We start from the raw sequence: 13,790 nt of genomic DNA, 5'->3' as shown, positions 1-13,790 counted from the left end.
TCGGACTGTCCACGACATCCATCATGCCCGCTCACTGACTGCGAAAGCTCGACGCTTCATCGCAGCCGGGCGGGACATCGGCGCAGCGGTGCCTCCTATGCGGCCGTAGACCCGACTGAAGAGCATCGGAGCGGCGCTCAGGATGCAGGGAAGCTCCCGAAGCACCCTGAGGGCTCCGCTCGGACTCAGCCCAGGCGATGGTCCGGTCAACTGCCGGCCGTGATGGCCGCGTACGTCCACACATCTGCGGGGAGCTGGTGGTGGAGGCGCCATGTAATGGCCATCGGCTTGCTGCCCGAGTGTTCCTCATAGGTGGCCGGGCCGAGAAGCATCCACGGCTGGGGCTTACCGATGTCGGTGTTCTTGTAGCGGCGCACGAAGAGCAGGACGTGGCTGCCCCGCTCAGCGTGGTGCTGATACCGCTGGCCCGTGGGGGAGTTCGCGGCCGTTGCGTTCTGTGATTCCCAGTGGAACAGCGTCGGGCTCAACGCGTAGTCCTTGTATCGGACGGTGGGGGAGAAGTCCTTCTCGTTCTTTTCCAGGGTGATCAGCAGGGCGTCCGTCCGCAGGTCTTGGACCCATTGAACGCCTTGGGCGAAGTGCCTGGGCATCTGCCCGCCGAAGCGGGCCACTCCCAGCGCGGCGAGGACCTCGGACCGGTTGTAGGAGCAGTGCACCTTCAACGGGAGTTGGCTGAGTTCCCCGGGCAAGGGGAGGGGGAGGTGGTCCGCCTGTTCCATGACGTGGGAGAGCACTTGACGCAGTTCGTCGCGGACCACGGGCTGATCTCGGAGCGAGTCCAGACCTTGCTGGTAGCTGGTGAAACCGCCCGCGTTGTCCCACACATTGAAGAAAAGCATCCGCGCGTACGTCTGGTCGGTGACGTTCAGCTGGTCGTAGTGCGGTGCGTCGTCGGCCAGCAGACGTAGATAGGCGTCGGCCCGGTCCGGGTCATCTACGTGGAGAAAGGCGTGGGCGCGCTTGAGGAGGGCTGATTCCCCCGCTGGTGCGGCGGTCTTGATGAGGCCCGCTCGGCGGACGACGGACGTCCAGGAGTTGTCACTCTTGTACAACTCCTTGATCTCCCGACGGCTCTCCCTCAGGTAGTCAGCTAGCCGGGTCGCGCCGTAGGACTTGACCTCGGCGACCAAGGTCTTGACGTTGGCGCTCAGTTGGGTCCGGATGTTGTCGAGCACCAGGTTCTTGGCTTTGCCCTCCAGGATGATCTGGCAACCTGACGGCAGAAGAGGGAAGTCACGCTCGATGTGATCGACGAGCCGGTTCCTGGAGAGGTTCGTGAGGGCGCGGAACTGCTCCTCGAAGCGGAACTCCGCCCGATGCTGTCCGATGAAGTCGAGGACGGTGAGGACGGGCTTCGTCTCTGTGCGCCGTAGCCCTCGACCGAGCTGCTGGAGAAATACCGTGGCGCTGTTGGTGGGGCGGAGGAGGAGAAGAGTATCGACATCAGGGATGTCGAGGCCCTCGTTGAACAGGTCGACGGAGAAGATGACCTGCAGTTTCCCCGCTCGCAGGTCGGTGAGGGCCTGGGCCCGTTCCGCCGCGTGCGAGTCGCTGGTGAGTGCGGTGGCCGCGAAGCCTGCCCGTCGGAAGAAGTCGGCCATGAAGCGCGCGTGCTGCTTGTCCACGCAGAAACCCAACGCGCGCATGGCCGTGAGCTGCGACACCTTGTCACGGACCTGCTTGACGATGATCCGGGCGCGCGCCTCGTTGCCCGTGTAGAGGTTGCCGAGTTCTTGGTCCGTATAGGCGCCCCGCTGCCAGGTGAGGTTCGTGAGGTCGGTGCCGTCAGGGATGCCGAAGTAGTGGAAAGGGCACAGCAGATCGTTTTCGAGAGCCTCCCAAAGGCGCATCTCGGCAGCGATGCGACCGTCGAAGAACTCGTCTTGTACGTTGAGTCCGTCCATGCGCTCGGGGGTCGCCGTCAGCCCGAGGAGTTCCTTGGGCTTGAAGTGATCGATGACCCGGCGGTACGTCGTGGCCGTGGCGTGGTGGAACTCGTCAATGACGATGACGTCGAACTGGTGCGGAGCCAATTCTTCGAGCCGCTGCACGTTGAGGGACTGGACGCTGGCGAAGACGTGGTCCCAAGTCTGTGGTTCTTCACCGCCGTGGAGCAGTTCACCGAACGACGCGTCGTCGAGCACCTCGCGGTACGTACGCAGGGACTGCTTGAGGATCTCCTTGCGGTGTGCCACGAACAGCAACTTCGGCCGGCGATCGTCGAAGGTCTTGGCCAGGTTTCGGTAATCCAGAGCCGCCATGACGGTCTTGCCCGTGCCGGTGGCTGCGACCAGAAGGTTACGGTCGCGCCCCCGAAGTTCGCGCTCCACACGAAGACGCTCCAGCATGTCCCGTTGATACGGGAACGGGCGCACCTCCAATCCCGAAAGGTTGATCTTCAGCTCGGTGGTAGAGGTGCTGCTGCCCGCTTGTGCTAGGGCTTGGTCGAGGCGGCCACTGTGGCGGTCGGGGTCGTACGTCTCGAATGCCGAGTCGCTCCAGTACGCATCGAAGGTCGCCTCGAACTTCTTCAGTACGGCCGGTGTGGCCACCGAGGACAAACGGACGTTCCACTCCAAACCGTCAAGGAGTGCTGCTTTGGAGAGGTTGGAGCTCCCGACGTAAGCCGTGTCGAAGCCCGTGTGCCGTCGGAAGAGCCACGCCTTGGCGTGTAGTCGAGTGGAGCGGATCTCGTAGTTGACCTTGACGGTAGCTCCGAAATCGCGGACGAGTCGGTCGAGTGCGTGCCGGTCGGTCGCTCCGATGTACGTCGTCGTGATGACACGGATCGGCACTCCCCGTTCCTTCGCGGCCCGCAACGAGTCTTCGAGGACGCGAATGCCGTACCACTTCACGAAGGCACAGAGCAGGTCGATGCGGTCGGCGGTGGCGAGTTCGGCCCTCAGCTCGGCGCCGAGACTGAGGTCCTCGGGTGCGTTGGTGATCAACGAGGTCTCGGAGAGGGGCGTGAGGGGGCGTAGGGCGTATACGCCGGGAGCCTCCTGCCGAGCGAGGGTCAGCAGCTGCCGTGGACCTTCGACGATGGTGTGCGTAGCTGCTTCGTGGGCGGGGTCGGGCGCGGCTTCAGCGAGTGCCTTGAGGATGCGGTTCGCAACGGGGACCCGATCCTCGGGGCGCAGCTGGCTCAGTCTGTCGGTTACAGCATCACCGATGTGGCGAGCCAGTACGTGAGGGGAGCTTTCCGGCGTGACTTCGGCGTCGACGGCTTTCCAGCCGGCCGCCCGGAAACTCTCCAGTTCGTCTCGGACATCACTGGTGATCAGCTTCTCGTAGACGCCCGCGATCGGCTGTGACTGGTCCCCTGCTGCCACCGTGCTCCCCCTGGTTCGCAGTTCCGTACGCAACGATCACTCGTGGCGATACGGATCAATTCTCACAGCAACCTCCTACAGGTGAGGGGGGTTCAGGCGTGAGCCGGCCGGACGCCCGGCGCTGCGGCGCGTCAGGGGTGCCGCGCGCGCCGGGGCGGCTCCGCGGTGAATTGCCGTGGGTGTGTCGGCGCGGTCAGGCAGCGGGGTCGTGGCACTCGCCGTACGTGCGGCCCGAACCGCACCAGCAGCTCGCCCCCTGCTGCGGCGGCCACGCCACCGCACGCCCCCGGGCCGCGAGTGTCGTCGCGTACTGGGGGAGCAGCGTCGGGTCTCCCGGGGAGCTGCCCTCCGAGGCCGCGAAGGCCTCGTAGGACGGGACCGTGCCGGTGACGATGCCCAGGTTGGGCGTGCCGGAGGCGGCGAGTTCACGCAGGGCGCGCTCTATCGAGGTCAGGTGCTCCTCGTGGGACGGGTACTCCTCGGCCAGGGCCGGATACGCCTCCAGGAGTTCGGTCAGTTCCGGCGCCGGCCAGTGGAGCATCGCCACCGGGAACGGGCGGGAGAGTGCCTCGCGGTAGGCGCCCAGTTCCGCGCGGAGGCGGAGGATCTCGGCCTCCAGTTCCGCCGGGTTCTCCGAGCCGAGCGACCAGACGCGCTTGGGGTCGTGGAGTTCGTCCAGGGAGACCGGCAGGGAGTGCACCGAGTCGGCCAGGGCGTCCCACTCGTCGTGGGATCGGCCCAGCATGCGGCGGACCCGGTGGCGGCCGAAGAGCAGCGGGTGGGTCGGCTGCGGGGGGTGCGGCACGTCGGTCAGGAGGTGGCGCACCGCCTCCGTGAACGTCTCGTGCGCTGCTTCGAGCTCGTCGTGGTTCTCCAGGGACTCCGCGACGATGACCCAGGGGGCCGGGTCCCGGGGGGCCGAGGCCCGGACGCCCTCGATGATCGCCCTGGCCTCGGCCTCGTGGCCGTACTCCCAGAGGTTCGATGCCTTGAGGGCGCGGACCAGGTGAGGGTGGTCGAGGCCGTCGGGGGAGGCCAGGAGGCGGTCGTAGAGCTTGGTCGCGCTGGGGCGGTCGCCGGAGAGTTCCAGGTGGGCCGCCGCGCGCAGCAGCAGGGCCTCGGCGTCCTCGGGGTACAGGCCGGCGGTCCGCTCCAGGCGTGCCGCCTCGGCGGTGTGGTCGACGTTTTCGGCAGGCGTGTCGGGGCGCATGGGGGACACCGTACTGCCGGGAGGTGACAAGCGTGAGAGATGCACGGACCGGACCCCGGTGACACACGCCCACCCCCGCTCGTCTTCCCGGCTTCTCCCCGCCCCGCTCGTCCCCGCTCCGCTCGTCCGCGTCCGGCTCGTCCCCGCTCCGCTCGTCCGCGTCCGGCTCGTCCCCGCTCCGCTCGTCCGCGTCCGGCTCGTCCCTGGGGGCCGTCACACGGCCTCGCGTCCGCCCCGGCCCGGTGAGGTGAGGTGAGTGATCCTGTATAACGGCAGCAGGGCTCACGCGCGTACGAGAGGAGGGGCGGACGGTGAACCGGATACGGTCCGCACTGCGTCCCGTCCTCGCGTTGCTCTTCCTGGTCGCCGGGATGGTGCTGCTCGACACCGGCAGCCTCTCCGTCACCGTCGCCCTCGCCGCGACCGCCGCCGCCTCGGCGGCCCTCGCGGTCTGCTCCCTCGTCGCCTCGCGCTGCGCGCCCGCCGTGCCGCGCACCCGGGTGCGCACGGCCATCCGCGACCGCGATCGCCGTACCGCCTTCCTGCCCCAGCGCGATCCCGACGCCCGCGGGCGCACCCGGCCGCGGGCGCCCGGCCACGCCCTCCGGGCGACCGTCGCGCAGGGGTGTTCCTCGTGTAGCTGACCCCGCGCGGGTCGTCATGCCGCTCTGTTTCCGTTCCGGCACGACGAGACCCCCGGAGGGCTCACCCATGTCCGTCTTCGCTCACCTGGTCGAGCAACTCGCCGACCTGCTCCAGCCGTTGTTCGGCGCCTCCGCGGCCGCCGCCGCGATCGTCCTGTTCACCGCGCTCGTACGGCTGCTCGTCCATCCGCTGTCCCGGGCCGCCGCGCGGGGCCAGAAGGCGCGGACGGCGCTCCAGCCCAGGATCGCCGAGCTGCGCCGGAAGCACGCCGGGGATCCGGAGAAGCTGCAGCGGGCCGTGCTCGACCTGCACACCGCGGAGAAGGTGTCGCCGCTGGCCGGCTGCCTGCCCGGGCTGCTGCAGCTCCCCGCCTTCTTCCTGCTCTACCACCTGTTCTCCAGCGACACGATCGGCGGCGAGGCCAACGGCCTGCTCGGTCACCGGCTGTTCGCCGCACCGCTCGGCGGGCGGTGGGCCGACGCGCTCGAGGGCGGGTTGTCCGGCGGGGCGGGGCTGGTGTACGCGGGGCTGTTCCTGGTGGTCGCGTGCGTCGCCGTGTTCAGCTACCGGCTCAGCAGGCGCATGATGGCCGCCGGGCCGGTGGGTCACCCCGGTGACGCCCCACAGGTGCCCGGGGTCGGGGCGGTGATGCGGGTCATGCCGTTCATGTCCTTCTTCACGCTGGTCACGGTGGCCGTGGTGCCGCTGGCCGCCGCGCTGTACGTCGTCACCAGCACCACCTGGAGCGTCGCGGAGCGGGCCGTGCTGTACCGCTGACCGGCAGCAGGGGCGGGTCCAGTACGTGAACGGGGTATTGCGGACTGGACCTCGACCTTGGAGGATCGACCAGCCCTGCCGATGGCTCCCCGCCGCATCCGGGTCGCGCGCGTCGGACGGGCGCCCGCGATCGAGGGAGATTGATCATGAAGCTGCTGCGAGTCGGTACGGCCGGGGCGGAGCGGCCCGCGCTGCTCGACGCCGACGGGACCCTGAGGGACCTGTCGGGTGTCGTCCCGGACGTCGACGGCACGCTGCTCGCCGACGAGGAGGCGCTCGCCCGGGTCCGGGCCGCCGCCGACGCCGGCACCCTGCCCGTACTGGATGCGGCCGGGCTGCGGATCGGACCGCCGCTGGGACGCATCGGGAAGATCGTGTGCATCGGGCTGAACTACCACGACCACGCGCGCGAGACGGGGGCCGAACCGCCCGCCGAACCGGTCGTGTTCATGAAGGCGCCGGACACGGTGGTCGGCCCCGACGACACCGTGCTCGTGCCCCGCGGCTCCCGCAAGACCGACTGGGAGGTCGAACTGGCCGTCGTCATCGGGCGTACGGCCAGGTGTCTGGGGTCCGCGGCGGACGGGCTGGCGCACGTCGCCGGGTACGCGGTGGCGCACGACGTGTCCGAGCGGGAGTTCCAGATCGAGCGGGGCGGCACCTGGGACAAGGGCAAGAACTGCGAGACGTTCAACCCGCTGGGGCCGTGGCTGGTGACCGCCGACGAGGTGCCCGACCCGCAGGCGCTGTCGCTGAGACTGTGGGTCAACGGCGAGCTCAAGCAGAACGGGACCACCGCCGAGCAGATCTTCCCGGTGGGTGAAGTCGTGCGATACGTCAGCCGGTTCATGACCCTGTACCCCGGAGACGTCATCAACACCGGGACCCCGGCGGGCGTGGCCATGGGGCAGCCCGAGCCGAAGCCCTACCTGCGGGCCGGGGACGTGGTGGAACTGGAGGTCGAGGGGCTCGGACGGCAGCGGCAGGAGATCAAGGACGCGTAGGGCTTCGCCGGGGGCGGGGCCCGGAGGGGGCCGGGGGCCGCGCCGGCCGGGTCGGCCGCGGGCCGTCCGCGGCTCGTCGCGCAGGTTCCCGCGCCCCCGTGGGGGCCGTCAGTCCAGCAGGGCCGCCACCTCGCGCCACGCCGTCCTCGGCAGGCCGTCGCGCGGGGTGCCGTCCAGGACCTGGAGGGCCAGGTGGTCCGCGCCCGCGTCGAAGAACGCGTCGAGCCGGGCGCGGATCGCCGTGCCGTCGCCCCAGGCGAACAGGGCGTCCACCAGACGGTCGCTGCCGCCGCCGCGCAGGTCGTCCTCGGTGAAGCCGTGCCGCAGGAAGTTGTCGGTGTAGTTCGGCAGGGGCAGATAGAGCTCCAGGAACTCACGGGCCAGCGCGCGGGCCCGGTCCGGGTCCCGCTCCGGGATCACGCCCAGCTCAGGGGCGAGCAGCGGGCCCTCACCCAGGATCTCCCGGGCGTGCGCGGTGTGTTCGGGGGTGACCAGGTACGGGATCGAGCCCGCCGCCCGGTCGCGGGCCAGACGCAGCGACTTGGGGCCGAGCGCGGCCAGCAGGCGCCGGCCGGCCGGCAACCCGGCGGCGTCCAGCGCGTCGAGGTGACCGACCAGGGCCGTGTAGGGGCGGGCGTACTGCTCCACCCGCTTGGCGTGGCTGACGCCGAGGCCGAGCAGGAAGCGGCCGGGATGTGCGGACTCCAGGTCCGCGAAGGCGCGGGCGGCGGCGTCCGGTTCGTGCTGCCAGATGCTCTGGATGCTGGTGCCGACGAGCACCCGGGAGGTCGCCTCGACGAGCGGGGCGGCGTTGGCCGCCGAGGAGTTGCCGCCCAGCCAGAGCGCGCCGAAGCCGAGTTCCTCCAGTTCGGCGGCGGCCTCGGTGAGTTCCCCGCGCCGCCCCGGATCCTCCGAGCGCAGGCCCACGCTCCAGATGCCGTACCGGCCGACCGCTTCCTTGACGGGCGTGCTCATCTGTCCGATCCCTCCGGTGGGCGTCAGGTCCTGCGTACAGCAGGTGCCAACCGGAGGGGACCGGGGTTGATTCCGCCGGGCTAGAGATCGAGGAACCGCTCCAGTGCCTCCACCACGAGCCGGTGGTCCTCGAGCTGCGGCAGGCCGGACACCGTCACCGCGCCGACCACGCCCACGCCCTCGACGGTGATCGGGAAGGAACCGCCGTGGGCCGCATAGGTGTCCGGGTCGAGGCGCGAGGACTCCTCGAAGGTCGTGCCCTTGGCGCGGAAGCGGGCGCCGACCAGGTACGAGGCGGAGCCGTACCGCTCGACCACCCGGCGCTTGCGGGCGATCCAGGCGTCGTTGTCCGGGGTCGAGCCGGGCAGCGCCGCGTGGAAGAGCTGCTGTCCGGCCCGGTGGATGTCCACGGCGACCGGGGCCTGCCGCTCCCGGGCCATGTCCACGAGCAGCGAGCCCAGCGCCCAGGCGTCGTCGTGCGTGAACCGGCGGAACACCAGGCGGCGTTCCTGCTTCTCCAGCTCCTCCGGGCTCGGCGTCAGCTCCGGGCGGGGCCTCGGCGTGAGCTCCTGGCCGTGCGGGCTGTTCTCGGCGGTCACAGGGTCACCGTCACCTTCTCGCGGGCCGAACGGCGGGCGGCTTCCAGTACGTCCAGGGCGGCGGCCGCCTCACGCGCGGTCACCGGGTTGGGGGCGCCCTCCAGCAGGGCCTTCGCCACGGCGGTGTAGTAGGCGGGATAGTCACCCGGCAGGGTCGGCTCGGGGCGGCCGCCGCCGGTCACCGGGGACTCGCCGGAGCCCACCCGGCCCCACAGCGACTCGGGCTCCACGCCCCAGCCGGGCCCGGGCCGCAGACCTTCCCGCAGGGCGGCCTCCTGGGGGTCGAGCCCGTACTTGACGTACCCGGCGGTGGAGCCCAGGACGCGGAAGCGCGGGCCCAGTTGGGCGGTCGTGGCGGAGACGTACAGGTGGGAGCGGACGCCGTTGGCGTGCGTGATCGCGATGAACGTGTCGTCGTCGGTCTGCGCACCCGGGCGGCGGACGTCCGTCTCCGCGTACACCGAGGCCGCGGGGCCGAACAGGACCAGGGCCTGGTCGACGACGTGGCTGCCGAGGTCGTAGAGCAGGCCGCCGATCTCCGCGGGGTCGCCGGACTCCCGCCAGCCGCCCTTGGGCTCGGGCCGCCAGCGCTCGAAGCGCGACTCGAAGCGCCGGATCTCGCCCAGCCCGCCCTCGTCCAGGAGCTTGCGCAGGGTGAGGAAGTCGTTGTCCCAGCGGCGGTTCTGGAAGACGGAGAGCAGCAGTTCGCGCTCCTCGGCCAGGGAGGCCAGGGCCCGGGCCTCGGCCGCGGTGCCGGCCACGGGCTTGTCGACCACGACCGGCAGACCGGCCTTCAGGGCCGTCGTCGCGAGCGGCACGTGGGTCTTGTTCGGCGACGCCACCACGACCAGGTCCAGTTCGGCGGCCCGGTCGAACAGCTCGTCCGGTGAGGCGGCCAGGCGGACGTCCGGGAACTCGGCGCGGGCCTGCTGCTGCCGTTCCGGGTTCGAGGTGACGACCGTGTCGAGGGCGAGACCCTCGGTGGCGGCGATCAGCGGGGCGTGGAAGACGGAGCCGGCGAGGCCGTAGCCGACGAGGCCGACGCGGAGCGGCGAACCGGAAGCGGTGCCGGGGGGTGTGCCAGTCATGCGTCCACTTTCGCAACGCTGTTGCCAAAGTGCAAGCGCCGGGGACAATGGGGGTGTGAACAGGGCGGACGAGAGGACGGGCGGAGTGGGCGGCATGCGCGGCACGGGCGGCGGGGTGAATCTGCCGGCCCTGCGCAGCCACAACACCGCGCTGGTCCTCGGCCTGCTGCGCGCGGCGGGACAGGAGGGGATCAGCCGGCTCGAACTCGCCGAGCGGACCGGACTCACCCCCCAGGCGGTCAGCAAGATCACGGCCCGGTTGCGGCAGGAGGGGCTCGCGGCCGAGGCGGGGCGACGGGCCTCGACGGGCGGCAAGCCGCGGACGGTCCTGCGGCTGGTGCCCGAGGCGGGGCACGCGGCCGGCGTCCACCTGGACCGGGACGAGGTGCGGGCCGTGCTGGTCGACCTGCGCGGGGGCGTGGTCGCCGAGCGCCGGGCCGCACTGGACCTGGGCGCGGGCGCCGGGGCCGTGCTGGCGGCGGTGACGGGAGCGGTGCGGGACTGGGCGGACGGGCCCGGCTGGACCCTGCTGGGGGCGGGCGTCGCGCTGCCGGGGCCGCTCGACCACACCCGGGGCGTCCTGCACCGGGTGACCGGGTTCCCCGCGTGGGACGGCTTCCCGCTGCGGCAGGCTCTGGCGCAGCGGCTCGCGATGCCGGTGGTCGTCGACAAGGACACCAACGCGGCGGCCCTCGGCCTGGCCGCCGGGGGAGAGGCCGGTTCCTTCGCCTACCTGCACCTCGGCACGGGTCTGGGGGCCGGGCTCGTCTTCGGCGGCGCCGTGCACCGGGGGGCCCGGACCGGTGCGGGGGAGTTCGGCCACCAGGTGATCCAGCTGGACGGCCCGCCCTGCACCTGCGGCCAGCGCGGCTGCGTCGAGGCGCTGTGCCTGGCCGCGGTGGAACGCGGCGACCCGGCGGAGGCGGCCCGGGTGCTGGGCACCGCGGCGGCGAACCTGGTGGGCCTGCTCGACATCGACGTGGTCCTGCTGGGCGGTCGCACGGTGGCCGCGGCACCGGAGGCGTTCGTCCGCGGTGTCGGCGCGGTCCTGACGGCCCGGGCCCGGCGGACCGGCCAGGACGAGGTGCCCGTCCGGACCGCCCCCGGCGGCGACCGGATCGTGGCGGCCGGCGCGGCCGAGCTCGTGCTGGGACCGCTGTTCGGGCGCGGGAGCGGCTGACGCACCCGCCGGGGGTCCGGCTCCCGTTCCTGTCCGCCGACCGGGCGGATCGCCGCCGCCGTTCGGGGGGCTATCCGGCGCGGCAGACGTACCGGGGGCCCGGCGCGGCAATGTCACGTCATCATGCGACCCTGCACGCCCGTACACCTCTGCCTCGCGACGGCGGCCGCCGTCCTGCTCCCTGGTGCTCACCCGGCGTACGCGGACGACCCGGCGCCCGCCTGTGCCGCGCCCGACGACCACACCTTCCCGCTCACCACCCGCATCCACGGCGGACCCGCCTCGTACACGGCCGGGGGCGGCTTCGGGACCTGGTACGTCGACCTGACCAACACGACCGACCGGACGTGCGAGGACATCCACCCCGTCGTCGTGCTCGTCGACGACAAGCGCGCCCTGGAACCCTCCCAGCCGCGGCTGGAGTTCTTCGACGGCTCACGGGCCCACCCGGTGCGGTTCGAGGAGAGCGGCGAGGACGAACTCGTGGGGGCGTTCTCCGACGAGGAGGGCGGCTTCCGCGGGTTCACGGTCGGCCCCGGCGGGACCGTCACCGTGAAGGTGCGGCTCGCGCTCACCTCGGACGCCGTGCCGAACGACGTCACGGTCAACGCCGCGGTCGTCCAGCGCCACGACGACGACGGCGACTGGGTCGGCCAGTCCGGCGACTACCGCTTCCGGATCGAGGAGGGCGGCGCGGGCACCGACCCCGGCACCGGGAACCGGCCCGACGCCGAACCCGACCCCGACGCCTCCGTCCCGCCCCGCGAGGACCGGTTCCCGTTCGCCGAGGAACTCGCGAGCACCGGGTCCGGCGTGCGGATCGCGGCCGCCGCGTCGGCCCTGCTGCTCGCCGTGGGCAGCGTCCTGCTCCTGGCACGCCGCCGCCGCTAGACCCGCGTCCCACGGCGTTCCCGGACCCGCCCCGCCCGCGGTCGCGGACCCGCCCTGCCCGTCGTAGACCTGTGCTGCCCGGCGTCGCGGATCTGCTGCGTCCGCCGGGTTCCGGGACCTGCCGCGCCCGCGGTCGCGGACCTGTCCTGCCCGTCGTGGGCCTGTGCTGCCCGCCGTCGTTGGCCCGCCCCTGTCCGGCGTCGCGGATCTGCCCCTGCCCGCGGTCGCGGATCTGCTGCGCCCGCCGGGTTCCGGGACTTGCCGCGCCCGCGGTCGCGGACCTGCCCCTGTGCGTGTCGCGGATCTGCCCCCGCCCGCCGTCGCGGATCTGCTGCGCCCACCGGGTTCCCGGACCCACCCCGCCCGCGGTCGCCGACCTGTCCTGCCCGTCGTGGGCCTGTGCTGCCCGCCGTCGCGGACCTGTCCTGCCCGTCGTGGGCGTCCGACAGGCGGGACGCCGTACGCGGGCCGTTCCCCAAGATCCCCGCACTGTTTAGGCTGGATCGCACGCTGGACCGCGTACGGCAGGAGATCCCGCACATGGCAGACCGCAAGCCCATCCAGTCGTGGCTGACCGACATGGACGGTGTCCTCATCCACGAGGGCGTACCGATCCCCGGTGCCGACGCCTTCCTGAAGAAGCTGCGGGAGTCCGGCAGGCCCTTCCTGGTCCTCACCAACAACTCCATGTACACCCCGCGCGACCTGCACGCCCGGCTGCGGCGCATGGGCCTGGAAGTGCCGATCGAGAGCATCTGGACCTCGGCCCTGGCCACCGCCCAGTTCCTGGACGACCAGCGGCCGGGCGGCTCGGCGTACGTCATCGGCGAGGCCGGGCTGACCACCGCGCTGCACGACATCGGCTACATCCTCACCGACCACGAGCCGGACTACGTCGTCCTCGGCGAGACCCGCACCTACTCCTTCGAGTCCATGACGAAGGCGGTCCGGCTCATCAACGGCGGCGCCCGCTTCATCTGCACCAACCCCGACGAGACCGGCCCCTCCACCGAGGGCCCGCTGCCCGCGACCGGCGCGGTGGCCGCCCTGATCACCCGGGCGACCGGCAAGAAGCCGTACTTCGCGGGCAAGCCCAACCCGCTGATGATGCGGACCGGCCTGAACGCCATCGGGGCCCACTCGGAGAGCAGCGCCATGATCGGCGACCGCATGGACACCGACGTGCTGGCCGGCATGGAGGCCGGCATGCAGACGTTCCTGGTGCTCACCGGCCTGACGCGACCCGACCAGATCGAGGACTTCCCGTACCGGCCGTCGCAGGTCGTGGACTCGATCGCGGACCTCGTCGACCGGATCTGACCCGGGTCCTCACGCCCCGCGGGCCCAAACCCGTCACCACCCGTACGGAGCAGCCGCCGCGTCCCTGAGGATGCGGCGGCCCACCGTGCGGGGGAGGCTCCAGGCGTCTGGAGGTTCACGATGGGTTCCCTGAAAGTCACTGTCTGCACCGGCGTCCTGGCCGCGGTCCTTCTCTCCCCGGCGGCGCACGCGGCGGACGGAGGGGGCGTCACGGTGACCCCGGCGGCTCCCGCGCCCGGCAGTGACGTCACGCTCCGCGTGACCGACTGCGCGCGGCGCACGGCCGTCGCCGTCTCCGCGGCGTTCGTCGGGCCGGCGCGGCTCGCCGTCGCCGGCGACCGGACACTCACCGGCGACAGCCGCGTCCGCTCCACGCTGGAGCCGGGCGCGTACCCGGTGCGGATCGGTTGTGGGAGGACCACGCGGACCGGCACCCTCACCGTCCGGGACGGCGACGGCCCGCGGCCCCTGTCCGGACCCGTTCCCGGGACCGCGGGGCAACCGCCCGTGCCCGGCAAGGGCGGGCAGCCGTCCGCCCCGGCCGGGGACGAGCGCGTGCCGAGCGCACCGGCCTCACCCGTCGCGCCCGTCCGGGCCGGCGGCGGCGGAGCCGCCGGCCTCGTCGCGGGCGGGGAGCGCGCGACCGGACCCGGCACGGCCCAGGGCGTGACCGGGCTGGTCCTCGCGGGCGTGGCCGCCGCGGCCGTCGCGCTCGGCGGTGTCCGCAGGCGACGGGGGACGGGCTGAC

General features: G+C 72.0%; 12 protein-coding genes. 7 read left to right on the top strand and 5 right to left on the bottom strand.

What is annotated here, in order from left to right:
- Window positions 1-206: 206 nt before the first annotated feature.
- Both Q5694_RS15610 and Q5694_RS15605 read right to left on the bottom strand, forming a co-directional pair.
- Window positions 207-3,353, bottom strand: a complete 3,147-nt coding sequence (locus tag Q5694_RS15610; RefSeq protein ID WP_333933552.1) for a DUF3427 domain-containing protein — start codon at window positions 3,351-3,353, stop codon at window positions 207-209.
- 193 nt (window positions 3,354-3,546) lie between these two features.
- Window positions 3,547-4,563, bottom strand: coding sequence for an SEC-C metal-binding domain-containing protein (locus Q5694_RS15605; RefSeq protein ID WP_333933551.1), 1,017 nt, complete (start codon window positions 4,561-4,563; stop codon window positions 3,547-3,549).
- A gap of 371 nt (window positions 4,564-4,934) precedes the next feature.
- On the opposite strand from Q5694_RS15605, the gene Q5694_RS15600 reads away from it, so the two are divergent.
- From Q5694_RS15600 to Q5694_RS15590, 3 genes are all read left to right on the top strand, one after another.
- Window positions 4,935-5,207: a DUF6412 domain-containing protein gene (locus Q5694_RS15600; RefSeq protein WP_443040889.1), complete on the top strand. Its 273-nt coding sequence runs from the start codon at window positions 4,935-4,937 to the stop codon at window positions 5,205-5,207.
- A 67-nt stretch (window positions 5,208-5,274) separates the two neighbouring features.
- Window positions 5,275-5,985, top strand: coding sequence for a YidC/Oxa1 family membrane protein insertase (locus Q5694_RS15595; protein ID WP_333933549.1), 711 nt, complete (start codon window positions 5,275-5,277; stop codon window positions 5,983-5,985).
- A 146-nt stretch (window positions 5,986-6,131) separates the two neighbouring features.
- Window positions 6,132-6,989, top strand: a complete 858-nt coding sequence (locus tag Q5694_RS15590; RefSeq protein ID WP_333933548.1) for a fumarylacetoacetate hydrolase family protein — start codon at window positions 6,132-6,134, stop codon at window positions 6,987-6,989.
- Between the two features lie 108 nt (window positions 6,990-7,097).
- Here the strand turns inward: Q5694_RS15590 and Q5694_RS15585 are convergent, their stop codons facing one another.
- From Q5694_RS15585 to Q5694_RS15575, 3 genes are all read right to left on the bottom strand, one after another.
- Entirely contained in the window at window positions 7,098-7,964 is an 867-nt protein-coding gene (locus Q5694_RS15585) for an LLM class F420-dependent oxidoreductase (protein WP_333933547.1), read from the bottom strand.
- Between the two features lie 80 nt (window positions 7,965-8,044).
- Window positions 8,045-8,563 (bottom strand): heme-degrading domain-containing protein, encoded by a 519-nt coding sequence (locus Q5694_RS15580; protein ID WP_333933546.1) that lies wholly within the window; start codon window positions 8,561-8,563, stop codon window positions 8,045-8,047.
- Window positions 8,560-9,651, bottom strand: coding sequence for a Gfo/Idh/MocA family protein (locus tag Q5694_RS15575; protein WP_333933544.1), 1,092 nt, complete (start codon window positions 9,649-9,651; stop codon window positions 8,560-8,562). Before Q5694_RS15575 ends, Q5694_RS15580 begins: the two co-directional genes overlap by 4 nt.
- Window positions 9,652-9,745: 94 nt before the next feature.
- Between Q5694_RS15575 and Q5694_RS15570 the strand changes: the two genes are divergently transcribed.
- From Q5694_RS15570 to Q5694_RS15555, 4 genes are all read left to right on the top strand, one after another.
- Window positions 9,746-10,831 carry an ROK family transcriptional regulator gene (locus Q5694_RS15570; protein WP_333933693.1) on the top strand — a complete coding sequence of 362 codons (1,086 nt, stop codon included), beginning with the start codon at window positions 9,746-9,748 and terminating at the stop codon, window positions 10,829-10,831.
- Between the two features lie 123 nt (window positions 10,832-10,954).
- A complete protein-coding gene (locus Q5694_RS15565; protein ID WP_333933543.1) occupies window positions 10,955-11,722 on the top strand; it encodes a hypothetical protein in 768 nt (255 codons plus the stop codon).
- A gap of 540 nt (window positions 11,723-12,262) precedes the next feature.
- Complete coding sequence (locus Q5694_RS15560) at window positions 12,263-13,042, top strand: HAD-IIA family hydrolase (protein ID WP_333933542.1); 780 nt, start codon at window positions 12,263-12,265, stop codon at window positions 13,040-13,042.
- 120 nt (window positions 13,043-13,162) lie between these two features.
- Complete coding sequence (locus tag Q5694_RS15555; RefSeq protein WP_333933541.1) at window positions 13,163-13,789, top strand: hypothetical protein; 627 nt, start codon at window positions 13,163-13,165, stop codon at window positions 13,787-13,789.
- Window position 13,790: the final 1 nt, after the last annotated feature.

The sequence above is a fragment of the Streptomyces sp. AHA2 genome, from assembly GCF_036857595.1.
Lineage (GTDB): Bacteria > Actinomycetota > Actinomycetes > Streptomycetales > Streptomycetaceae > Streptomyces.
This window is presented reverse-complemented; position numbering and strand designations above follow the sequence as displayed.